General features: G+C 71.7%; 19 protein-coding genes and 1 tRNA gene. 5 read left to right on the top strand and 15 right to left on the bottom strand.

All coding sequences use genetic code 11. The features are described from left to right. Positions 1-122 precede the first annotated feature (122 nt). Both Pma05_RS32115 and Pma05_RS32110 read right to left on the bottom strand, forming a co-directional pair. The gene (locus Pma05_RS32115; protein ID WP_203861236.1) at positions 123-1313 is read right to left on the bottom strand and encodes a low temperature requirement protein A; all 1191 of its coding nucleotides are present in this window, start codon (positions 1311-1313) and stop codon (positions 123-125) included. 254 nt (positions 1314-1567) lie between these two features. Beyond that, the gene (locus tag Pma05_RS32110; RefSeq protein WP_203861235.1) at positions 1568-2215 is read right to left on the bottom strand and encodes a maleylpyruvate isomerase family mycothiol-dependent enzyme; all 648 of its coding nucleotides are present in this window, start codon (positions 2213-2215) and stop codon (positions 1568-1570) included. Positions 2216-2336: 121 nt separating this feature from the next. Here Pma05_RS32110 and Pma05_RS32105 point away from each other — a divergent pair, with 121 nt between their 5' ends. Beyond that, entirely contained in the window at positions 2337-3410 is a 1074-nt protein-coding gene (locus tag Pma05_RS32105) for a sigma-70 family RNA polymerase sigma factor (RefSeq protein WP_239313516.1), read from the top strand. A 163-nt stretch (positions 3411-3573) separates the two neighbouring features. On the opposite strand, the gene Pma05_RS32100 is transcribed toward Pma05_RS32105, so the two are convergent. From Pma05_RS32100 to Pma05_RS32080, 5 genes are all read right to left on the bottom strand, one after another. Next, on the bottom strand, positions 3574-4308 hold the full coding sequence (locus Pma05_RS32100) for a hypothetical protein (protein WP_203861233.1): 735 nt from the start codon (positions 4306-4308) through the stop codon (positions 3574-3576). Next, complete coding sequence (locus tag Pma05_RS32095) at positions 4305-4592, bottom strand: hypothetical protein (protein WP_203861232.1); 288 nt, start codon at positions 4590-4592, stop codon at positions 4305-4307. Before Pma05_RS32095 ends, Pma05_RS32100 begins: the two co-directional genes overlap by 4 nt. Before the next feature lie 632 nt (positions 4593-5224). Then, positions 5225-5704, bottom strand: a complete 480-nt coding sequence (locus Pma05_RS32090; RefSeq protein WP_203861231.1) for an SRPBCC family protein — start codon at positions 5702-5704, stop codon at positions 5225-5227. Next, a complete protein-coding gene (locus Pma05_RS32085; RefSeq protein ID WP_203861230.1) occupies positions 5701-6024 on the bottom strand; it encodes an ArsR/SmtB family transcription factor in 324 nt (107 codons plus the stop codon). The genes Pma05_RS32090 and Pma05_RS32085 overlap by 4 nt, the downstream gene beginning before the upstream one ends. 232 nt (positions 6025-6256) lie before the next feature. Next, positions 6257-6333 (bottom strand) — tRNA-Thr (locus Pma05_RS32080). 163 nt (positions 6334-6496) lie between these two features. Between Pma05_RS32080 and Pma05_RS32075 the strand changes: the two genes are divergently transcribed. Then, the gene (locus Pma05_RS32075; RefSeq protein WP_203861229.1) at positions 6497-8221 is read left to right on the top strand and encodes a metallophosphoesterase family protein; all 1725 of its coding nucleotides are present in this window, start codon (positions 6497-6499) and stop codon (positions 8219-8221) included. Between the two features lie 51 nt (positions 8222-8272). On the opposite strand, the gene Pma05_RS32070 is transcribed toward Pma05_RS32075, so the two are convergent. The 6 genes from Pma05_RS32070 to tmk all read right to left on the bottom strand — a co-directional run bounded on the left by Pma05_RS32070 (position 8273) and on the right by tmk (position 14318). Further along, positions 8273-9118 (bottom strand): PSP1 domain-containing protein, encoded by an 846-nt coding sequence (locus Pma05_RS32070; RefSeq protein WP_203861228.1) that lies wholly within the window; start codon positions 9116-9118, stop codon positions 8273-8275. Between the two features lie 135 nt (positions 9119-9253). Further along, the gene (locus tag Pma05_RS32065; RefSeq protein WP_203861227.1) at positions 9254-9988 is read right to left on the bottom strand and encodes a hypothetical protein; all 735 of its coding nucleotides are present in this window, start codon (positions 9986-9988) and stop codon (positions 9254-9256) included. Next, positions 9988-10293, bottom strand: a complete 306-nt coding sequence (locus Pma05_RS32060) for a hypothetical protein (protein WP_203861226.1) — start codon at positions 10291-10293, stop codon at positions 9988-9990. The genes Pma05_RS32065 and Pma05_RS32060 overlap by 1 nt, the downstream gene beginning before the upstream one ends. Further along, positions 10294-10620 (bottom strand): YbaB/EbfC family DNA-binding protein, encoded by a 327-nt coding sequence (locus Pma05_RS32055; protein ID WP_203861283.1) that lies wholly within the window; start codon positions 10618-10620, stop codon positions 10294-10296. 222 nt (positions 10621-10842) lie between these two features. After that, positions 10843-12117 carry a DNA polymerase III subunit delta' gene (locus Pma05_RS32050; RefSeq protein WP_203861225.1) on the bottom strand — a complete coding sequence of 425 codons (1275 nt, stop codon included), beginning with the start codon at positions 12115-12117 and terminating at the stop codon, positions 10843-10845. Continuing rightward, the gene (tmk, locus tag Pma05_RS32045) at positions 12117-14318 is read right to left on the bottom strand and encodes a dTMP kinase (protein ID WP_239313541.1); all 2202 of its coding nucleotides are present in this window, start codon (positions 14316-14318) and stop codon (positions 12117-12119) included. Before tmk ends, Pma05_RS32050 begins: the two co-directional genes overlap by 1 nt. Positions 14319-14787: 469 nt before the next feature. On the opposite strand from tmk, the gene Pma05_RS32040 reads away from it, so the two are divergent. After that, entirely contained in the window at positions 14788-16008 is a 1221-nt protein-coding gene (locus Pma05_RS32040) for an amino acid deaminase/aldolase (RefSeq protein WP_203861224.1), read from the top strand. A gap of 36 nt (positions 16009-16044) precedes the next feature. Here Pma05_RS32040 and Pma05_RS32035 read toward each other — a convergent pair whose 3' ends face one another. Further along, positions 16045-16689: a TetR/AcrR family transcriptional regulator gene (locus Pma05_RS32035; RefSeq protein WP_239313514.1), complete on the bottom strand. Its 645-nt coding sequence runs from the start codon at positions 16687-16689 to the stop codon at positions 16045-16047. A gap of 195 nt (positions 16690-16884) precedes the next feature. Here Pma05_RS32035 and Pma05_RS32030 point away from each other — a divergent pair, with 195 nt between their 5' ends. Together Pma05_RS32030 and Pma05_RS32025 are read left to right on the top strand one after the other, a co-directional pair. Then, positions 16885-18207: a D-arabinono-1,4-lactone oxidase gene (locus tag Pma05_RS32030; protein ID WP_203861223.1), complete on the top strand. Its 1323-nt coding sequence runs from the start codon at positions 16885-16887 to the stop codon at positions 18205-18207. Positions 18208-18268: 61 nt separating this feature from the next. After that, on the top strand, positions 18269-19195 hold the full coding sequence (locus Pma05_RS32025) for a GNAT family N-acetyltransferase (RefSeq protein ID WP_203861222.1): 927 nt from the start codon (positions 18269-18271) through the stop codon (positions 19193-19195). 21 nt (positions 19196-19216) lie between these two features. Here Pma05_RS32025 and topA read toward each other — a convergent pair whose 3' ends face one another. After that, positions 19217-22108, bottom strand: a complete 2892-nt coding sequence (topA, locus tag Pma05_RS32020) for a type I DNA topoisomerase (RefSeq protein ID WP_203861280.1) — start codon at positions 22106-22108, stop codon at positions 19217-19219. Between the last annotated feature and the right edge of the window lie 86 nt (positions 22109-22194).

Here is a 22194-nt window from a genome sequence, read left to right as displayed (position 1 = left end):
CCAGGCTCAAGCGGATGCCGGCGCTCGCAGCACACGCCAACGCGCCGGTAATACGGGTCCGCACGCTGCCGACGCCGTACCCGAATTGTCCGTCCTCAAACCCTCCGTACCGAGGTGATCCGCTATTTCGGGGGTGAATGGTGGTGCCGGCGGTTCCTCGGGTGCAGGGCCAGCGCCCGCCAGTCGGAGATGACCACGCCGAGCAGCACGGCGTTCACGATGGAGAGGATCAGCAGCGGAGCGAGGAACATCATCGGCGGGCCGAGCAACACCAGCACGCCGAAGCCGATCAGCCGGGACCGGGCCACGCTGCCCAGCACCCGGTACTCGAAGACTGCCCGGGCGAGCAGGAACAGCGCGGGTCCGACCATGATCGCCGCGACCTTGGGCGAGGTGGTCCGCCCGAACGGGTGGTCGATCACGATGTGGTCGCCGACCGCCGACACCACCACCCCGGCCAGCATCAGCAGGTGGGCGTAGGACGCCGAACGGCCGATCCGGACCGGGTCGGCGGCCGACCGGATCGCCTCGCCCATCAGCGCGCCGCCCCGGTGGAAGTAGATCAGCCAGAGCAGTACCGCGCCGACGAACGCGGACACGAAGGCGATGGTCCGGTTGATGGTGAAGTCGCCGCTCTCCAGTGCCGCGCCGGCGACCAGGATCAGCTCGCCGAAGGCGATGGTGAGAAACTGGAAGTACCGGGTCGACAGGTGCTCGCCGGCCACGGTCCACTCGGAGACCCGCTGCCGGCCCAGGCCCGGGGCCGGATACTGGAGCATGTCCGCCGAGTAGTCGATCGCCACGGCGACGATCCACAGCGCGCCCCGCAGCGGGTCCTCGGTGAACGCCCCGGCGATCCACGGTATGGCGGAGACGAGATACCAGAAGAGGATCCGGAGGATTCGGTGCCGGGCCTCCCGCCCCCGGACGATCAGCAGCAGGTAGATCCCCCGGACGATGTGCACCCCGACGTACGCGCTGGCGAAGACCAGGTCACGGTCGCCGTACGCCTCCGGCAGGGCGGCGGCCAGCAGCAGGCTGCCGAGCATGGTGCCGACGATCAGGATCTGGATCGACGGGCGGGACGGGTCGAACCGGGCGACCACCCAGGCGGTGGCGGACCAGGCCCACCAGACCGCGAGCAGCAGTACGGTCATCCGGAACGCGCCGGCCCAGGTGAGGTCGCCGACCAGCTCTTGGGTGAGCTTGGTGAGCGCGAAGACGTACACCAGGTCGAAGAAGAGTTCGACGAAGGCCGGCCCGTACAGCCCGCCGCCCTCGCGCGTCGACCGCCGGTCCCCGTCCGTAGCCATCAGCCCGCCCCCGCCCAGCTTCCCAGGCGCGCGGCGGGTCGCGGGCGGGGTTTGGCGGAGCCGGCCCGGACCCGGCCCTGCCCGGACCCGCTGTCACCCGAAGCCGGCCTGCCCCAGACCCCCCGTTGGCCGGACCCCCGTTGCCTGGACCCGGCCCCGCCTGGACCCGGCCCCGCCTGGACCCGGCCCCGCCTGGACCCGGCCCCGCCTGGACCCGGCCCTGCCCGGAGTCGGCCTTGCCTGGAGCCGGCTGATCAGCCCTGGGCGCAGCGCTCACGCAGGGTCGGCACACCGTCTCCGGTCAGCTCGTCGCAACAGTCGCTCCGTCCGGTCATCGCCATCACCAGCGCCACGGTGCGGCCGGAGACCACCGGCCCGGAGCCGGCGGCGAACGGCCCGTCGGTCGCGGCGAGGCGTAGCCCGCCGACCCGTCCCTTGGCGAGGACGACAAGGTCGGATCCGTGGTAGTACTCGGCCAGCCGGGTGACCGTGCCGATCGGGTAGTCGCGCCGGATGCCCAGCGGCCGTCGGATGTCCTCGCCGTGCACGATCACCTCGCCGAGCATCGCGATCGTCGGCAACGGCGGTTTGGTGGTGCTGGTGACGGTCGCGCGGAACCGCTCCAGCGTCTCCGCCGGGCTGGCGCCCATCTGCTCGGCCAGCCGCATCGCGACCTGCCGGTCGAAGTCGAACCGGCAGCGGATCACCCCTGCCAGCCAGCGCAGCGGGCCGAGGCTGGCCCCCGCCGTCAGGTGCGCCAGCACCTCCCGTACGGACAGTCCGGCGCAGAGCGAGGGGGTGGCCCACTGGTCGTCGGTCAGCCCGGTCAGGTCGGCGGCCAGCGCCGCCCGCTCGGCGTACACCAGCTTCCAGAGGTCGGTCTGCGGGCTCGGATCGGTCATGGGAGGGCCTCCTGACGGAACGGTCGGTGCGAGGGATCTGCGGGCCGGTTTACGGGTCGGCCGGAGATGGGACTGTCAGGCCGGGCCGGAATCGTCGCCCCGGTGGAGCAGAATTTCGGTTGTGAGCGACCTCTCCCCGGCCCGGTCCACCGACACCCGCAGTGGCAGCGGCACTGACAGCGGCAGCGGTGACGCCGACCTGCGCGATGCCCGGGACGGGGACGACGCGGCGTTCAGTCGGCTGGTGGCACCGCTGCGGCCGGAACTGCACGCGTACTGCTATCAACTGCTCGGCTCGGCGCACGACGCCGACGACGCCGTCCAGGACGCCCTGCTCCGGGCCTGGCGCGGACTGGCCGGCTTCGAGGGCCGGGGTTCGCTGCGATCCTGGCTCTACACCGTGGCCACCCGCACCTGCCTGGACATCGTCCGGGGTCGGAGCCGGCGGGCGCTGCCGGTGGACCTCGGCCCGGCCGGCGAGCGGGTCGTACTGGACTCCGCCGCGCCGTCGACCGAGGTCGGCTGGCTGGGCCCGTACCCGGACGCGGACCTCGCGGGCGGCCCGGCCAGCCCGCACGCCCGGTACGAGCGGCGCGAGGCCGTCGAACTCGCCTTCGTCGCCGCCCTGCAACACCTGCCGGGCAACCAGCGGGCCGTACTCCTGCTCTTCGACGTGCTCGGCTTCTCCGCCGCCGAGATCGCCGACCTGCTCGGCACCTCTGCGACCTCGGTGAACTCGGCCCTGGCCCGGGCCCGCCGGCTCCTCGCCGCCAGACTGCCCGCCACCACCCAGCAGCGGACCCTACGGCTGATCGGCGACGACCGGGTACGAAAACTCGCCGCCGGCTTCGCCGACGCGCTGGAACGCCACGACACCGACGCGCTGATCGCGCTGCTGACCGAGGACGTCACCTGGTCGATGCCGCCGCTGCCACACTGGTACGCCGGCCTTCCGGCGGTCGCCGAATTCGCCCGCGAGGTCCCGATGGGCCGCTGCCCGAGCTGGCGTACCCGGATCGTCAGCGCGAACGGCCAGCCGGCGGTGGCCTGTTACGTCGGGCCGGACGCCGCCGCCCCGCACGCCGCCTGGTCGATCACGGTGTTGACCCTGCGCGGCGATCGGATCGCCGGGCTCATCTCGTTCCTCGACGCCGCCCATGTGACACGGTTCGGCCTGCCCGCCGTACTGCCCTGACGAACCGGCCCGTGCCCGTCCGAGATCACCGAAGGCCGGACCGTCTGGTGTATGAACTCAGGCCAGATTTCTCCACGTCGACCTCCACTGGCAGCGACCGCGCGCCGATGTCTCGTCGCCAGCCCCGCTCGCTCGTCGGGCCTTCCCGGCGCAGTGCGATCGGCTATCTCTCGGGAGGCTTCCTGCGACCCAGCCGTCGCCGCAGCCGCGTCTTGGAGAACTGCACCACGTTACCGACCAGCGCCTGATCAGGTGCCGCCACGGTGTATCCACGGGCCTGTAGTTCGGCAACGGCAGTTGACGGGTCCCGGCGGACCGCAGCCGCCAACTGCCTGCGGCGGAAGTCGTCCCGGCTCCTCTCCAACACCGGCTTCCAGCCTGCTTGGGGTTCGAGGATGTCCTCGGCGATCAACGCCTCGATGATGTCTTCGAGTGCGACCCGGTAGCGGCGGCCACCAACCGGAAGATGCAGCTTGCTGACGCTCCCTCCGCTCTTGCCGGACGCCAGGAGAAGCTCGTCCCAAGCCTCCCCAGAGGCGAAGATCTGGAGATGAGCGTCCGGATATCCGATCTTGTCCCGCTCGTAGTCGTAGTGGAACAACTCCAGGGCCGGCTTGCCGGCGGACACCAGGAAGTTGGATTTCTTGACCGTCAGGTAGCCGTCACCGTCAAGAAAGACCTGGCCAGAGACGGTGAGCCAGCATGGCACGCCGCCACGAGTTCTCATCGGAATCGGTTGAGGACGCTGACCTCGACGCAACTCGGTGCCAAAGACCACCATGCCGTCCGGGCGTTCGAGGATGCCGACGAACGCCCCCTCGCACACCGTGCGGTTCAGCATGTTGATGAGGTCTTTGGCGAACCGCTCGGCAACCTTGCCCGGTTCGCTCCGGCTCACCCGATCATCGTCCAGAGGACAAGCGCCTCGGGCGACCGGAAGTCACGCCTCGCGGCCTGACCGGCCAGTTCTTCGTACGTCAACCCGAGTTCGTCAAGCTGACGTTGGACGAACGCGTCCCACTCCTGACGAGAGGGCTGCCAGGTGCAGGCGTCGTCCTGCTGTGCAGAAGCAGCAAGCGGCGGGGTCATCTTGTTGACCTTCCAGGCGGATGGCGGATCCTGGTTGGTGCTTCCCAGCGTACTGTCGCCAGCGACAAGATCACTTCTGGTTACCCTTGCCATGCCGTAAGTAACTGCCGGTCGGGCCCGACGTTACCGGCTCGGTGAGTTCAGTCAACCCGACAACCGGCGCTCTCCCGCCGGCCGACCTGGGTAACCGCACTGGACCTCACGGAGAGATCGCCCCCGCTCGGGCGAAGGTTGCCTGCTCAGAAGGGCCAAGGTGGAGCCGTCGAGGGGTTCGACGTCGAGCCGCACCGGGAGACCAACAGCCGGAAGGTCGCGAAGCCGACCGATCCCCAGAGTAGGTAGCTGGCTCACTTTCTGGGATCGCGTCCGAGGCAGTGCCCCGAGCACGGAGGAGACCTGGTCGATGCTCAGCGGCAGCGGGGTCACCTCGATGATCTTGCTCCGCCGCGCCGGTCCGCCGATCATGCCGATCGACAACGGCGGTACGAACGCTGAAGCGGTGCCCTGCGATAGACATCGGCCAGGGCACCGCTTCGGCTGAGCCGCCTGACGGAATCGAACCGTCGACCCAAGTTTCTCGACCACTGTGCCGCCAGGCTTGTCATTGAACCTTTTTCAACCTGAACCGCGCGGCACATGCGCCCCGCCTTCCACCTGCGGCCACCACGGACCGCAAGGGGAGGTTGAAAAAGGTTCATTGATGGTCAGTTCTTGATCGGCAGAATTCAGCTGCCCTCGGGGAACAGAGCGGCGTACCGGGTCAGGTACAGCGGCCATCCTTCATCGTGGGCAACGCCATCGCTGACGGACTGCCAGCCAGGGCCATGCCGGTCGAGCTGGCGATGTTCCAGCTCCACCCGGGTACGCTGCGGGGTCTCGGCGATGAACCGCACCTCGACCTCGCTGGTGAGGTCCGGATCGGTCTCGACCTGCCACTGCGGGCTGATGTCCCAACTGAACACGACCCGGTCGGGTGGTTCGTAGGCCAGTACCCGCGCCCAGCGGCACTCGCTGCCATCCACGCCCCGGTCGTAGATGTGACCGCCGACCTTCGATTCGAAGACGGTCTCGGCGATCGCCGCACCGAGCAGGTTGTGCTCCGGCGGCTTGAAGTCGCCGAACCGCTCGGTGAACACGGTGAAGGCCCGCTCGATCGGCGCCTCGACGACGATCTGCCGGCGAACCACAGCCGTTGCTTCGGTCATGACTTCTCCTCGTTCGGTTGTTCCACGACGTCCTGATAGCTGTCCAGCGCGCGGTTCCAGAACGTCTCAAGTTGGTCGCGCAACGCGGCCACGCCCGCCGGATTGAGCCGATAGACCCGCCGCGTGCCGGCCGCGCGATCGGTGACCAGCCCGGCGTCCTTGAGTACCTTCAGATGCTGGGATACCGCCGGCCGGCTGATCGGCAACACGTCGGCGAGTTCGCCGACGGCCCGCGGTCGCTCAGCCAGGCACGCGACGATGGCGCGCCTGGTCGGATCCCCCAAAGCATCAAAGCCGTCGACAGCTTGGTAAGCATCCACGAACGGTAAGCTACGACTTACGGATGCCCTCAGTCAAGACCGCCGACCCGACAGAGGAACCTTCGCCGCCAACACCTGGCCGCCAGACACCGGAACGACATCCCGCAATCCCCGCGCGACCGTCGAACCCGATCGCCCACCGGCATGCGTCGGGGTTTTCCGGGGCGACTCAAGACCACATAGATAAACATGAGGCCCTGACCGGCGTTCCCGCTGGTCAGGGCCTCAACCCTGGAGCCGCCTGACGGAATCGAACCGTCGACCTACGCATTACGAGTGCGTCGCTCTGACCGACTGAGCTAAGGCGGCAACGCCGGCAAGTGTACGACACCGGGCGCCGGCCCGGCTCGGGGGTTTCCCGGCAGCGCGCTCCGGTACGGCGGTCGGACCCGGGCCGAAGCTCCGCCACCGCCCCGAACGGTCAGCAGGCGGACAGTGTGGTTCGACGCCCGTCCCGACTAGGCTGCCATCGATGACCGATCACCAGGCGCCGCCGATTCCGGCGCAGCCGGCGGCCCCACCCCGCCCCGGCAGCCTCGATCCGCGTGAACTCGGCTTCACCCCGCAGCGCCCGGTGCCCTGGCTGGCGCCGCTGCTGCTGATCAGCACCGGGCTGCGTACCCTGCTGGCGCTGCTCTTCGGTGCGTACCTGGACAAGCGGGAGTTGCAGAACTCGCTGCCCGGGATGGTGACCCGGCAGGTCGGCCCGGACGGCGATCTGTGGCTGGACTTCGTGGCCGATCTGGGTGACGGGTTCAACGCCACCTACTCGGTCGCCTACCTGCTCACCCGGCCCGAGTTGGAGGTCGGTGGGCACCGGCTGCCACGTGGCCAGATGCTGCTGATGGGTGGCGACCAGGTCTATCCGACGGCCAGCGGCGAGGCGTACGAGAACCGCTGCAAGGGCCCCTACCAGGCGGCCCTGCCGCAGCCACCGGCCGACGGCCCGGCTCCGGTGCTCTACGCCGTCCCCGGCAACCACGACTGGTACGACGGCCTCACCGCCTTCCTCCGGCTCTTCGTCCGCTCCCGGGACGACAACGTCGGCGGCTGGCGTACCCCGCAGAGCCGCTCCTACTTCGCCGTCGAGTTGCCGGCCGACTGGTGGCTGTTCGGACTGGACGGGCAGTCCGGGGTCTATCTCGACGACCCGCAACTGCGCTACTTCGAGGAGGCGGCGAAGGGGCTCACCGCCGAGTCTCGGGTGATCATCGCGGTGCCGGAACCGAGCTGGGTCAAGGCCGTCGACAAGCCCCACGAGTACGACACCATCGACTATTTCATCCGTACCGTGGTCGCGCCGACCGGTGCCCGGGTGCGGCTGCTGCTCTCCGGCGACCTGCACCACTACGCCCGGTACACCGGACCGGACCGCGACCTGGTCACCTGCGGTGGCGGCGGCGCCTACCTCTATCCCACCCACAAGCTGCCGGGCCGCATCGAGGTACCACCGAAGGACACCCTGGTCCGGCGGGCCAGCACCAGCCAGTCGTACGAGCTGGCCGGCCGCTATCCGGACGCGGCCCGGTCCCGGCGGTACGGCTGGGGCATCTTCGGCCGGCTCCCGCTGCGCAACCCGGGCTTCATGACCCTGCTCGGCGGGTTGCACACGCTGCTGATGCTGGCCATGGCCGGGGTGGCGGCCCCGCGCTCCGAGGAGGCGGCCCAGCGGCTGTTCAGCATCCCGCTGGCCATCATGCTGCTCGTCACGCTGGTCGGCGCGGTCTTCTTCGCCAAGCCGCCCAGCGCCAGCGGCAAACGGCACGCCCGGCACTGGATCCTCGGGCTCTGTCACGGCATCGCGCAGATCGGACTGGCCGCCGCCGGTACCTGGCTCTGGCTCCAGCTCTTCTTCCACGCCTGGCCGTGGCCGCTACCGGTGGTCGCGGCGGCGGTGGTCTACGGGCCGATCGCCGGCCTGGTGGCCAGCCAGCTCACCGCGCTCTATCTGCTGGTGGCCGGCTCGTTCGGGGTCAACCTCAACGAACTCTTCGCCGGGCAGGGCATCGAGGACGCCAAGTGCTTCCTCCGGCTGCACATCGCCGCCGACGGTACGCTCACCGGCTACCCGATCGCGGTGGACAAGATCTGTCGCCGTTGGCAGGCCGAGCCGGTCGGTACCCCGGACGCGGCCTGGCTGACGCCGAGCCAGCCGCTGCCGTTCCGGCTCGCCGAACCGCCGTTCACGCTCCGCTGACCCGGCCGACCCACCAGCGTCTCCGCCGACGAGCCCCGGCCAGGACGGGAGTCAGCCGGCGTAGTGCTCGTCGTGGGCCTTGCGCGGGCCGCAGACCGAGGCGCGGCTGCACGAGCAGCGTGACCCGTCGGCGTCCATCCGGACCACCACGGAGTCGCGCGGCACGCTGTGCGCGACCACCCGACCGGATCCCTCCGGAGTGGAGACCCGGGACCCGACCGCCGGTGCCGACGCCTGGAACTGCTGATAGAGCGGATGCTCGTACTTCAGACAACACATCAGCCGGCCGCAGGCGCCGGAGATGCGCAGCGGGTTGAGCGGCAGCTCCTGGTCCTTGGCCATCCTGATCGTCACCGGCTCGAAGTCGGTCAGGAAGGTGGCACAGCAGAGGTCACGCCCGCAGGAGCCGATCCCGCCCTGCACCCGGGCCGAGTCCCGGGCGGAGAGTTGGCGCAGCTCGACCCGGCAGTGCAGGGTGGCGCCCAGGTCGCGGACCAGCGACCGGAAGTCGACCCGGTGTGGCGCGGTGAAATAGATGGTGGTCCGCGATCCGCCGGGCCCGCTCGGCGTCGACTCGACGACGTGGTCGACGGCGACCACCTTCATCGGCAGCCCGTGCTCCCGGATCAGCCGCTTCGCGGCGACCTTCGCCTCGGCCTTCCGCTTGCGCAGCATCTCGTCGCGGCGCAGGTCCTCGTCGCCGGCCAGCCCGGCCAGCCGGGGGAAGCCGCTGGTGTCGTCCGACACCCACTGCGCGGCCCAGACGCATTCCGCCACCTCGGTCCCCTCGTCGGTGGGGACCAGCACCCGGTCGCCGACCGCTGGCCGCAGCTCGCCCGGGTCGAGGTAGTAGAGGCGGCCGTAACGGTTGAAGCTGACCGCGCACAGCATGCCCATGCGCTCACCCTACGACGGATCCGACCATCCGCAGAACCTCGTCCATACGTTGCCGGCTCGACTCGTTCGTGTGTTGCCGGCTCGGCAGGCGACCGCCGCTCGGATCGCCGGTCGGGAGGAAGGGCGATCGATCCGTCACAGGACGATCCGGCCGCCGTCGGGGCGTACCGGTGCCGCGTCCGGAGGGCGATGGTCGAGGAAGTCGAGCTGCGCCGCCCAGCGCTGCGGCAGCGCCTCCGCCCGGTCGTACGCCTCGGCGACCGTGGCCAGGATCCGGGCGCCGATCTCGGCGGCGGCGGACTCGACCGGCAGTCCGCCGGGCAGGACACCGGACGGCGGAGTGCCGGGCAGGACACCGGACGGCGGAGTGCCGGGCACGACACCGGACGGTGCCGACGCGTACCGGCCCGGTCGGGCCGTCACCACGGCCACCGCCTCCGCCGAGCCGAGCACGTCGGCGAGGGTACGGGCCAGCGCGTACCGGGTGTCGGCGATCCACCCGGCGACCGCCTCGGCGTACGCCGCCGTCGCCTCCGCCCGCCCCGCCAGGTCGGTCAGGTGCCCCGCCACCCCACTGCGGTGTGCCGCGTACGCCTCGGCGGCCGGGCCCTGCCACGAGCCGCCGTCGGCCAGCACCGCCCCGACCTCGTGGTAGGTCCGGCGCAGTTCCGCGCTCACCTCGGCGGCGCCGGCCAGCGCCCCGGGCCGCAGCCCGAGCACCGCCCGCACGGCGTCACCGGGCAGCACCCGGACCCGGCGCAGCAGTGGCCAGATCCGGTGCCGGTCCGGCGCACCAGCGGCGGCGAGGACGTCGTCGACCCGCCCGGACAGCGCGACGGCCGGCTCGGCGAGCTGGTCGAGGACGTCCATCACGCCTCCTCCGGCCGCCGGTGGTACGCCGCCGCGTCGCTGTCGGCGTATCCGGTGGCGGCGACCCGCAGCGCGGTGCCGGTGTCGGTCAGCCGCTCGGCCGTGGCCAGCAGCTCCCGGGCCCGGTTGTCGAGCGCGGTCGACCACTGCCGGTGCAGGATCCCACCGACCTCGCCGAGCCGCCCCGGCTCGTCGGCGGCGAAGGCGCTGCCGTCCGGCCCGGCGTACGGCAGCCGGCGCGCGAGGTCGGCGAGGCTGCCACCGGCGGTGTCGAGCCGGCCGGCGAGGTCACGGAGGCCGTCCACTCAGTCCTCCATCAGTCGGCGGTACTCGCCGAACGTCTCGGTGTAGAGCTTCTCCCGGGCCCACCGGGCGGCGTCGTCGGCGGCCGTGATGGCGGCCTTGACCGACCGGGCCACGTCCGGCCCGGTACGCACCTGCGGCGCGCCCAGGAACCGCAGGTCGTCGACCGCCCCGTCGGCGGTGACGATCAGCTCGACCAGCCCGTCCGGGGAGCGGACGATGACCTGCACCCGCCGGATCGCCTCGTCGAACTCGGCCCGCAGCGTCTCGATGCGCCGATAGCGCTCGATCGCCTCCTCGACCCACGACTGGTCGATCTCCCGCGCCACCGGCAGGTCCTCCCGCTTCCCGACGCGACCGCCGTCGAGACGGTTCACCGAATGTGCCACCTTCGCTGCGCTACGGCACCGAACCGTACCGGGCGACCTACCCGAAGGGAACCCTTCGCCCCAAGATCTCCCTGATCAGGACGGAACTCCCGGGCGGTCCGGAATCAGCGGCCGGCCACGACGGTCGGTCCGGCAGGGCTGCGGAAGTCGCGACGGTGCCGCTCAGCCGCGCCAGAGGGCGAGCATCATCGCCTCGACGGCGATCCGTGGCTTGACGTTGGTCTCGATCGCCGTACGGCAGCCGAGCACCGCCTCCAACCGGCGCAGGGTGCCCTCGGCGGTCCACTTCCCGGCGGCCGAGTTGGCCATCCCGGCGACGTCGGTGTGCACCGGCTCGACCGGGGCACGCAGCGAGCGGGTGAGTACGTCCCGATAGAAGCCGGCCAGGTCGACCAGGGCCCGGTCCAGCGCGTCCCGCTGGGCCCGGGTGGCCCGGGACTTCTGCCGGCGTTCGAGGTCCTTGAGCTGGCCGGCGGCGCCCCGGATCGCGCCCGCCGCGCCCCGCCCGGTGCCCCCGGCGCCCAGCGCGGTCTCCAGCGCGGCCCGCTCGGCCGTGTCGGCCTCGGCCACCGCTGCCGACGCCTCGGCCTCGGCCGCCTCGATCAGCGCGGAGGCGGCGTCGAAGCAGGCACCGACGCCGGTCAGTTTGCGCGGCAGGGCGAGTACCGCCTCCCGCCGCTTGCGCGCGTCCGGATCCCCGGCCAGCCGGCGGGCCCGGCCGACGTGTCCCTGGGCCGCCGCTGCCGCCCAGGCCGCCACGTCGGGCGCGATGCCGTCCCGATCCCGGAGTACGGCCGCCACCGCCTCGGCCGGCGGCTGGCGCAGCGCCACCACCCGGCATCGCGAGCGGATGGTCACCGAGATGTCGTCCGGGTGCGTCGACGGCGTGCAGAGCAGGAAGACGGTACGCGGCGGCGGCTCCTCGATCGCCTTGAGCAGCGCGTTGCCGGCCGCCTCGGTGAGCCGGTCCGCATCCTCGATCACGAGTACCTGCCAGCGTCCCCCGCTCGGCGTGCTGGCCGCCCGCAGCACCAGGGCCCGCATCTCGCCGACCCCGATGGAGAGTCCCTCCGGCACCACGAACCGTACGTCGGCGTGTGTCCCGGCGAGCGTCGTGTGGCAGCCGGCGCACTCGCCGCAGCCGGTGCCCCGCTGACATTGCAGGGCCGCCGCGAACGCCCGGGCCGCGACCGACCGCCCCGAGCCGGGTGGTCCGGTGAAGATCCAGGCGTGCGTCATCGCACTGCCGGCACCGGCCGCGTCCGGGGTACCGGCGGCTCGGTCGACCTCGACCGCCGGGTCGGTCGGACCCGTGCCGTCGACGGAGACCAGCTCGGCGACCGCGGCGGCCCGGATCGCCTCCGCGGCGGCGGCAGCCCGGCGGAGCAGGTCGACCGCCTCGGGCTGCCCCACCAGGTCGGCGAAGACATCGGACATCAGGGGCGCCGTTCGAGTTCGACCCCGCCCGCCGCGCCACCAGCGCGCTCCTGCCCAGCCCGGCCCGGCCGCTCCGGCTCTGCGACCGCCTCGGTGGCGACCTCGGTGGCGACCGACAGGTCCGCCCGGGTGTGCAGCTTCGTCTCGGCCCGCAGTTCGGCTTCGGACAACACCGGTCGGGTCGAGACGTCCGGCGGGTTCGCCGGCTCCGGATGGCCGGTCGCGTCCTGGTCGGCGAGCATCCCGGTGACCCGCTCGGCCACCGCCGCCGCCAGGTCGTCGGCCGGGCGGGAGGCGTCGAGCACCAGGTAGCGCTTCGGGTCGGCGGCGGCCAGGTCGAGGAAGGCGTACCGGACCCGGTCGTGGAAGTCGATCGACTCGCCCTCCAGCCGGTCCGGGTCGCCGCCCCGGGCGTCCACCCGGGCCAGGCCGGTCCGGGGCTCGATGTCGAGCAGTACCACCAGGTCGGGCTTGAGGCCGCCGGTGGCCCAGGAGGAGAGCCAGGAGACCTCCTCGACCGGCAGGGTCCGGCCGGCGCCCTGGTAGGCGAGGGACGAGTCGACGTACCGGTCGCTGACCACCACCGCGCCCCGGGCCAGCGCCGGGCGGACCACCGTGGCGACGTGGTGGGCCCGGTCGGCGGCGTAGAGCAGCGCCTCCGCCCGGGGCGCGAGCGCGTCCGGGCCGGTGGTCCGGCCGAGCACCAGGCCGCGGATCTGCTCACCGATCCCGGTCGCGCCCGGCTCCCGGGTCACCACCACCTCGTGGTGTTGCCGGCGTAGCGCCTCGGCCAGCCTGCTCACCTGGGTCGACTTGCCGGCGCCCTCACCGCCCTCGAAGACCACGAAGGCACCGGTCGAGGCGAACGGCTCGGCCGGAAAGAGCGGACGCCCCCGGATCGATCCCCAGAGGTCGGAGAGCACCGGTACGCCCGGCTTGTCGTCCATCTGGCGGAACGCCTTGATCCCGGTGAGGATGCCGGCCGCACCGGCGACCAGCAGCAGCAGTCGGGTCGAGGAGACCGAGATGCCCAGGTCGGCGATGCGCAGTTGCCGGGAACCGCCGACGCCGACCAGCAGGCTGCTCACCGAGATGGCCAGGATCAGCACCAGCCTGGTACCGGTCTGCACCACGGCGAAGACCCGGCCGCGTACCTCGTCGGCGATCTCCCCGCCGAGCAGCGTGGTACCGGACAGGAAGGCCATCCCGGCGCCCGCGCCGACCAGTACCGCGCCGAGGATCGCCATCGAGAGGTGGATGGAGCCGGCGAGCATCAGCACCGAGGCGCTGGCCAGCACGATGCTCACGCCGAACCAGCGCCGCCGGGACATCTCCCGGACGATCATCGGCCCGAGCCCGATGCCGAGCGACAGGCCGAGGAAGATCGAGCCGAAGAGCAGGTAGAACGCCGCGTCACCGGCGGCCAGCGACTTGGTGAAGAAGTTCGCCGTACCGATCACCACGCCGCCGCCGGCGAAGGCACCGAAGATGCCCAGCACCAGGCCACGGACCAGCGGGGTCTTGCCGATGAACCGCCAGCCGTCGACGAACTGGCGCAGCACGCTCTGCTCGGCCTTCTGGATGCTCTCCCGGCGACCGCTGCGACCGCTGATCTCCCGGATGCCGAAGAACACCACCAGCGCGGTGGCCAGCCGAGTCAGCGAGTTGAAGTAGAGGGCCAACTGGGTCGGGTCGGCCCAGCCGGGCGGCGGACCGCCGGAGGCCGCCCGGATGCTCCGGTCCAGTACGGCGATGCTGACCGCGGCGAGCACCGGGGTGAGCCCGTACGTGGTGATCAGCGTGAGCTGGTTGGCCATCTCCAGCCGGGACCGGGGGATCAGGTTCGGGACCGCGGCCTCCTTGGCCGGGATCCAGATCAGCGTGATCGCCTCGATCAGGAAGGTGGCGATCGCCGCCCAGCCGACCACCAGGCCACCGCCGACGTCCAGCAGCGCGGCGAGCGGGATCGAGGCGAAGAGCACGAACCGGAGCAGGTCGCAGATGACCATCGTGAGGCGCCGGTCGAACCGGTCGGCGAGTACGCCGGCGACCGGGCCGAGCAGCATGGCGGGGAGCAGTCGTACCGCGATCACGGCGCCGAACGCGAGGCCCTTCGCGGTGTCCCCGGTGACCTGGCTGGACGCGAAGATCGAGGTGGCCAGCAGGCCGAGCCAGTCACCGAACGAGGCGGCGCCGAGCACCAGCCAGAGCCGGCGGAACGGGCGGATCCGGAGTACCGAGCGGAGCGCCTGGAAGCCGGTCCGGTCGACCGACCCGGTGGCGGAGGGGGGCGTGGGCGTGTTCGGCGGCGACTGCGCTGTGCGCTCCGCGCTGCTGTCGTTGTCGTCGATGGCCGTACCCCTCCGCGCCCCGGCCCATGGCTGGGCTCCCCCGAGCACACTCTAATCGCGGTACGGATCCGCCCCGACCCCGACATTCCCCCGAACCGGGAGCCTAGGGGTCTGCTCGCAGGTCTTGGTACCCGGGCTGGCCGACCGGGTCGACCGGGTCGACCGGGTCGACCGGGTCGGTCGGGTCGGTCGGGTCGGTCGGGTCGGTCGGCCACCGCCGCTCGGGCGGGCCGCGTCGGACCCCGCCACGGACCGCTGACGCCACACCCGGATATGCGAGACGGTTTCGCATTACCGATGTGGGAGTTAGCGTGCTCAAGTGGCCACCGAACGCGACATCCTGCGCCGACGCCTGGACCGGGCGACCGCGCATCTCGAAGCACCCTTCGCCGCAGTCGACCTCGACGCGTTCGACGCCAACGCCAGCGCCCTGACCGGCCAGGCCGGTGGCAAGCCGCTCCGGATCGCCAGCAAGTCGCTGCGCTGCCGGACCCTGCTCGGCCGGGCGCTGGCCGGGCCCGGCTCGCGCGGCGTGCTGGCGTACACCCTGGCCGAGGCGATCTGGCTGGTCCACGGTGGCGTGACCGACGACGCCCTGGTCGGCTACCCGACCACCGACCGGCAGGCGCTGGCCCAACTCGCCACCGACCCGGAACTGGCGGCGAAGATCTGTCTGATGGTGGACGACCCCGCCCAACTCGACCTGGTCGACGCGGTCGCCGCCCCCGGCTCCCGGGCGGAGATCCGGACCTGTCTCGACCTGGACGCGTCCTGGCGGCCGATGGCCGACGCCTTCGGTGGCCGGCTGCACATCGGCACCCGCCGCTCACCGGTGCACTCGGTCGACCAGGCCGGCACGCTGGCCGGCGCGATCGCGCAGCGGCCGGGCTTCCGGCTGGTCGGCCTGATGGCGTACGAGGCGCAGATCGCCGGACTCGGCGACGCACCGCCCCGGCAGGCGGTACGCGGTGCCACCATCCGGCTGCTGCAACGGCGGTCGTACCGGGAACTGCTGCACCGGCGCGCGGCGGCGGTCGCGGCGGTACGCGAGCACGCCGACCTGGAGTTCGTCAACGGCGGCGGCACCGGCAGCGTCGCGCTGACCGCGGCGGACCCGGCGGTAACCGAGATCACCGCCGGGTCGGGCCTGTACGGGCCGACGCTGTTCGACGCCTACCGGAGCTGGCGGCCCCGACCGGCGGCGTTCTTCGCGCTGCCGGTGGTACGCCGTCCCGCCGCCCGGGTGGTGACCCTGCTCGGCGGTGGTTGGGTGGCGTCCGGGCCGGCCGACCGGACCCGGCTGCCCACCCCGTGGCTGCCGCCGGGTCTGCGGCTGACCGGCACCGAGGGCGCCGGGGAGGTGCAGACCCCGGTGACCGGCGCCGCCGCCGAGTCGCTACGGGTCGGCGACCGGGTCTGGTTCCGGCACGCCAAGGCCGGCGAGCTGGCGGAACATGTCGGAGAGCTGCACCTGCTGGAGTCGGACCGGGTCGTGGGCACGGCGCCGACCTATCGTGGCGAGGGCCGGTCGTTTCTCTGAGCGCACACCGGCCGGGCGTTTCTCCTGGCGGCGGCGCTAACCGGCCGAGGGCGCGGCGTCGACATGCCGGTGCAGGTACTCCCGGATCAGCGCGGTCGCCTCGGTCAGCACCTGCTCGTCGCCCTCCGGATCACGCCGGAAGGCCAGCTTGATCAGCGCGTCGGCCGCTTCGACCGCGATCTCCAGCGCGAAGCGCAGCCGGGGCGCGTCGCTGGTGCCGAACTGCTCGACCAGTACCCGGGCCAACTGTTCGGCGATGACGCCGTTGTTGTCCCGGTCCTCGTCGAGCAGGTGCACGTCGACGACGTCGCCGAAGTGCAGGGTACGGAAGCCGGGCACCCTCCGGTGCATCGTGATGTACTCGTCGATCGCGGCGTCGACCCCGTCCCACCAGTCGGTCAGGTCGCCCCGGGAGAAGCGGTCACTGAGCCGCTCCAGGTACGCCTCCATGTTGCGCAGGGTCAGTGCCTGCACGATCGCTCGCTTGTCGGGGAAGAACTGGTACACGGACCCGATGGCCACTCCGGCACGCTCGGCGAGCAGGGTCGTGGTCAGCCCTTCGTAGCCGACCTCGTCGACTATCTCGGCACAGGCGTCGAGCATGCGCTGGACCCGGGCGACGCTGCGGCCCTGCACCGGTACGCGGCGCAGTGGACCGGATGTGGCGGTTGACGTGGACACTCGTCGCCACTCCCTTTCGACGGGGTGAAGGTTACTAGGCGTCACGGTTTCGGAACGCTATCGGGACTAACGAGCCGAACGGATATCGGTATTTACTCGCCGTGACGATCCTGATTTACTCGCCCTGGTACACCTTGACGCGAGTCTAATTCATGTTTGTCCATCGGCGACCTGGTCAGAGCCAGGGGAGGTCAGATGAGCGGGCGTACCACACCAGCCGGAGTCACCTCCTCATGGTCCAACTGGGCCGGCAACCAGCGCGCCAGCGGCGACGCGCTGCGACCGTCGACCGTGGACGAGATCGTCGCCACGGTCCGGGCCGCCCGAGCCGCCGGCCGGCGGATCAAGCCGGTCGGCAGCGGCCACTCGTTCACCGCGATCGCCCGGGCCGACGACCAGCGGGTCGATCTCACCGCGCTCGCCGAACCGGTCCGGGTCGATCCCGGCCGTCGGCTGATCACCGTACCGGCTGGGGTCACCCTGCACGTGCTCAACGAGACGCTCGCCGGACACGATTTGGCGCTGGCCAATCTCGGCGACATCGACGCACAGACGATCGCCGGCGCGATCTCCACCGGTACCCACGGCACCGGCGCCGGCTACGGCTGCCTCTCCACCTTCGTCGCCGGCCTGACCCTGGTGACCGGCACCGGAGAGCTGCTGGAATGCTCCGCCGACCGGAACCCCGACGTCTTCGCGGCGGCCCGGGTCGGGCTCGGTGCCCTCGGTGTGATCACCGAGGTGGCGTTGAACTGTGTGGACGCCTTCGTGCTCCGTGCCGACGAGCGCCCGGCCCCGCTCGCCGAGATACTCGCCGGGCTGCCGGAGCTGGTCGGCGGAAACGACCACTTCGAGTTCTACTGGTTCCCCTACACCGATCGGGTGCAGGTGAAGGTCAACAACCGGGTACCCGTCGACGACCGGCCGCTGCCCCGGTTCCGGAGCTGGCTGGACGACGACTTCCTGGCCAACTCCGTCTTCGGCGGAGCCTGCCGGCTCGGCCGGGCCGCCCCCGCCCTGGTACCGACCATCTCCGCCGTCTCCGCCCGGGCGCTCACCGCGCGCAGCTACACCGCCCGCTCCGACCGGGTCTTCTGCACGCCGCGCCGGGTCCGGTTCGAGGAGATGGAGTACGCCCTGCCCCGGGCCGCCCTGCCGGAGGCGCTGGCCGGGCTGCGCCGGGTGATCGACGAGCTGCCGTTCCGGGTGCTCTTCCCGGTCGAGGTCCGGTTCACCGCCCCGGACGACATCTGGCTCTCGCACGGCCACGGGCGCGAGTCGGCGTACGTGGCGATCCACCAGTACGTCGGGATGCCGGCCGAGCCGTACTTCCGGGCCTTCGAGCGGATCGCGACCGAGCTGGGCGGCCGGCCACACTGGGGCAAGCTGCACTACCGGGACGCGGAGTCGCTGCGCCCCGCGTACCCCCGGTTCGACGACTTCCTGGCCGTGCGCGACCGGCTCGACCCGGATCGGATCTTCGCCAACTCCTACACGGCGCAGGTGCTCGGGGCCTGACCAGCCTGACCAGGCCGGAAATCGTTCGGGCCGGGGCCGGGCGATGCCGTATACAGGGCCGGTGACGAGCCCTCCACCGCGAATGCGGCGCTACTCGGACGGCGACCTGCCACGCCTGGCCCAGACCTTCGCGAGCTGGATCGCCGAGGCCGGCCGGTGCGGATACGACCACGTCGGCGAGGTGCCGCACCGGATCTACGAGAACCTCCGGGGCCGGCCGGTGGGTGAACTGGTCCAGCTCTGGGAGTCCGGCGACGAGATCGTCGGACTCGCGATCAACCTGCGCTTCGGCGCCGCGTTCGACGTCTTCACCGCGCCCGCGCTGCGCGGCACCGCCGCCGAGGTCGAGATGCTCCGGACGGCGTACCAGACCACCGCCCGGGCGATGACCGCCGGCGAGCCGTACGTGCTGACCGACGTCTTCGACTGCGACAGCACCCGGATCCGACTGCTCACCGAACTCGGGTTCGCGCGGTTCCGCACCTGGGACGACGTCACCGCCCGGGTACTCGCCGGCCCGGTCGACGAGCCGGTCACGCCGGAGGGCTTCGTCCTGCGTACCGCCCGGCTGGCCGACGCCGACCAGCTCGCCCGGGCCCGCAACTCCGCCTTCGACGCGGACTGGACCGCCGAGCTGTACCGATCGGCGGTGATGACCCGGCCCGGCTACGACCCGGAACGGGAGATCGTCGCCGAGGCCCCGGACGGGCGGATCGCCGCCTTCACCGTCTACTGGCTCGACGGGCGCAACCGGGTCGGCCACTTCGAGCCGGTCGGCACGCACCGGGACTTCCACCGTCGCGGGCTGGCCCGGGCGGTGATGCTAACCGCGACGCACCGGATGCGGGCCGCCGGGATGACGACGGTGACCGTCAACTACACCGCGGACAACCTGCCCGCCGCCGCGCTCTACGCCTCGCTCGGCTTCCGCCGCGAACACCAGACCCTCGGCTTCCGCCGCCCCCACCCCGACCCCGCCGGAGGGTGAGCGGGCCCGGCGGCGTACCCCTCACTCGGTCGGCTCGGTGGAGGCCGCCGCCTTCCTGGGGGCGGCCTTCTTCGCCGGAGCCTTCTTCGCGGTCGTCGCCTTCGCGGTCGTCGCCTTCTTCGCGGCGGTCTTCTTCGCCGCCGTCTTCTTGGCCGCTGTCTTCTTCGCGGCGGTCGGCTCGCCGTCGGTGGCCTTCGCCGGCGCCTTCTTGGCGGTCGCCTTCTTGGCCGCCCGCTTGCGCGGCGCCGGGCCCTTGGCCCGCTTCTCGGCCAACATCTCCGACGCCTCCTCCAGGGTCAGCGCCTCCGGAGTCTGGCCGCGCCGCAGCGACGCGTTGGTCTCGCCGTCGGTGACGTACGGCCCGAACCGGCCGTCCTTGATCACCAGCGGCTTCTCGGTCAGCGGATCCGCGCCCATCTCCCGCAGCGGCGGGGCCGCCGCCCGGCGCTGCCGGGTCTTCGGCGCCGCCAGCAGGGCCAGCGCCTGGTCCAGGGTGACCGTGAAGAGCTGCTCCTCCGACTCCAGCGAGCGGAACTCGTCGCCGCGCTTCACGTACGGGCCGTAGCGGCCGTTCGCGGCCAGCACCTCGGCACCGTCCGGAGCCACCCCGACCACCCGGGGCAGGGTGAGCAGTCGCAGCGCCTCCGTCATCGTCAGCGACTCCGGGGACTGGGAGCGCAGCAGCGACGACTTGCGCTCGCCACTGGAGACGTACGGGCCGAACCGGCCGGACTTGAGCACGATCGGCTCACCGGTCTCCGGGTGCTCGCCGAGTTTGCGCTCCCCGCCACCGCCGAGGAACAGCTCGTGCACCTTCTCCGGGGTCAGCTCGTCCGGCGCCACACCCTCCGGGATCGGCGCCCGGTCGCCGCTCGCCGCCGTGTCCTCGGGCGGGCCGCCGTCGCCGCTGTCCCGGGGTGCCGGGGCGGCCGGCTCCGCGCCGGGCAGGCTTCGTTGCAGGTACGGGCCGTAGCGACCGACCCGGACCACGACGTCGCGCCCCTCGTCGTCCCGGAACAGCGGGATCGAGTTCACGCTGCGCGCGTCGATCTCGCTCAGGTTCTCGGTGACCATCTTCTTCAGCCCGCCGGACCGGGCCACCGACTGGTCGCCGCCCATCTCGCTGCCGAAGTAGAACGAGGTCAGGAAGTCCACCGCCGCGTGGTCACCACCGGCGATCTCGTCCAGCTCGTTCTCCATGGCGGCGGTGAAGTTGTAGTCGACGAGTCGCGGGTAGTGCCGCTCCAGCAGGCCGACCACGGCGAACGCCAGGAAGGACGGGATCAGCGCCTGGCCTCGCTTGAAGACGTACCCCCGGTCCTGGATGGTGGCCATGATCGAGGCGTACGTGGAGGGGCGGCCGATGCCCAGCTCCTCCAGTGACTTGACCAGCGACGCCTCGGTGTAGCGGGACGGCGGTTGGGTGTGGTGCCCGGTCGCGGCGAGTTCCTCGGCGGTCAGCGGCTGGTCCTTGACCAGGTTCGGCAGCCGCCGCTCGGCATCCTCGGCCTCGGCGTTCTCGTCGTCGGACGACTCCACGTACGCCCGCAGGAAGCCCGGCTCGGTGATGGTCTTACCGGTCGCGCCGAAGTCCGCCTCCTCGCCCGCGCTGGAGACCGCCCGGATCCGCACCGAGACGCTGGAGCCGACCGCGTCGGTCATCTGGGAGGCGATGGTCCGCCGCCAGATCAGCTCGTAGAGCCGGAACTCCTCAGCGGAGAGTTCCTTCGCCAGCTCACCCGGGGTGCGGAAGTTGTCCCCGGCGGGGCGGATCGCCTCGTGCGCCTCCTGGGCGTTCTTGACCTTGCCGGTGTAGCGGCGGGGCTCCGGCGGCACGTTCCGCTCGCCGTACAGCTCGGCGATCTGCCGGCGGGCGGCCGCGATGGCCGTCTCCGACAGGTTCACCGAGTCGGTACGCATATAGGTGATGTAGCCGTTCTCGTACAGCCGCTGGGCGGTACGCATCGTCTGCTGCGAGGAGAAGCGCAGCTTGCGGGCCGCCTCCTGCTGGAGCGTCGAGGTGATGAACGGCGCGTACGGGCGGCGCCGGTAGGGCTTCTCGTCGACCCGGGTCACGGTGAAGGGCCGCCCGTCGAGGCGGGCGGCCAGGCCACGGGCCCCCGCCTCGTCGAGGTGCATCACCCCGGCACCCGGCTTCACCTGGCCGGTGGTCGGCTCGAAGTCCTTGCCGGTGGCGATCCGGTCGCCATTCAGCGCGACCAGGGTGGCGGAGAAGCTGCGCGGCCCGTCGGCGGCGCCCCGCACGCCGAGGGTGGCCAGGATGTCCCAGTACTCCGCGCTGCGGAACGCCATCCGCTGCCGCTCGCGCTCGACCACGATCCGGGTGGCCACCGACTGGACCCGGCCGGCGGAGAGCCCGGAACGGACCTTCCGCCACAGCACCGGGGAGACCTCGTAGCCGTAGAGCCGGTCCAGGATCCGCCGGGCCTCCTGGGCGTCGACCAGGTCGCGGTCGATCTCGCGCGGGTTCGCCACCGCGGCCTGGATGGCCTGCCGGGTGATCTCGTGGAAGACCATCCGCTTGACCGGCACCTTGGGCTTGAGCGTCTCGACCAGGTGCCAGGCGATGGCCTCGCCCTCGCGGTCCTCGTCGGTGGCGAGGAAGACCTCGTCCACCTCCTTGGCCAGCCGGGTCAGCTTGCTGATCTGCTGCCTGCGGTCCGGCGACACGACATAGAGGGCCGCGAACCCGTTGTCGACGTCGACGCCGAGCCGGGCCCACGACTCACCCTTGTATTTGGCGGGCACGTCGTCGGCGTTGCGCGGCAGGTCACGGACGTGACCCAGGCTGGCCTCGACGACGTACCCCGGGCCGAGATAGCCCGAGATCGTCTTGGCCTTCGCCGGTGACTCGACGATGACCAGACGGGTGCTCCTGGCGTTGCTCGGCACGTCTCTCCTGACCTCACTCACGATCTTTCCCCCTGCGGACCGCCCTGTCCGCGCTCGCCGCCGGGGCCGGATCGGCCGCCCGGTGG

The sequence above is a fragment of the Plantactinospora mayteni genome (assembly GCF_016862935.1).
In the GTDB taxonomy this organism is placed as follows: Bacteria; Actinomycetota; Actinomycetes; order Mycobacteriales; family Micromonosporaceae; genus Plantactinospora; species Plantactinospora mayteni.
This window is presented reverse-complemented; position numbering and strand designations above follow the sequence as displayed.

What these genes read in the sequence shown, in the direction of transcription:
- Pma05_RS32030 (WP_203861223.1), top strand. Translation starts at nt 16,885, where the DNA reads ATGAGCGGGCGTACCACACCAGCCGGAGTCACCTCCTCATGGTCCAAC.
- Pma05_RS32065 (WP_203861227.1), bottom strand. Translation starts at nt 9,988, where the DNA reads ATGGACGTCCTCGACCAGCTCGCCGAGCCGGCCGTCGCGCTGTCCGGG.
- Pma05_RS32070 (WP_203861228.1), bottom strand. Translation starts at nt 9,118, where the DNA reads ATGGGCATGCTGTGCGCGGTCAGCTTCAACCGTTACGGCCGCCTCTAC.
- Pma05_RS32090 (WP_203861231.1), bottom strand. Translation starts at nt 5,704, where the DNA reads ATGACCGAAGCAACGGCTGTGGTTCGCCGGCAGATCGTCGTCGAGGCG.
- Pma05_RS32115 (WP_203861236.1), bottom strand. Translation starts at nt 1,313, where the DNA reads ATGGCTACGGACGGGGACCGGCGGTCGACGCGCGAGGGCGGCGGGCTG.
- Pma05_RS32110 (WP_203861235.1), bottom strand. Translation starts at nt 2,215, where the DNA reads ATGACCGATCCGAGCCCGCAGACCGACCTCTGGAAGCTGGTGTACGCC.
- Pma05_RS32075 (WP_203861229.1), top strand. Translation starts at nt 6,497, where the DNA reads ATGACCGATCACCAGGCGCCGCCGATTCCGGCGCAGCCGGCGGCCCCA.
- Pma05_RS32095 (WP_203861232.1), bottom strand. Translation starts at nt 4,592, where the DNA reads ATGGCAAGGGTAACCAGAAGTGATCTTGTCGCTGGCGACAGTACGCTG.
- Pma05_RS32050 (WP_203861225.1), bottom strand. Translation starts at nt 12,117, where the DNA reads ATGTCCGATGTCTTCGCCGACCTGGTGGGGCAGCCCGAGGCGGTCGAC.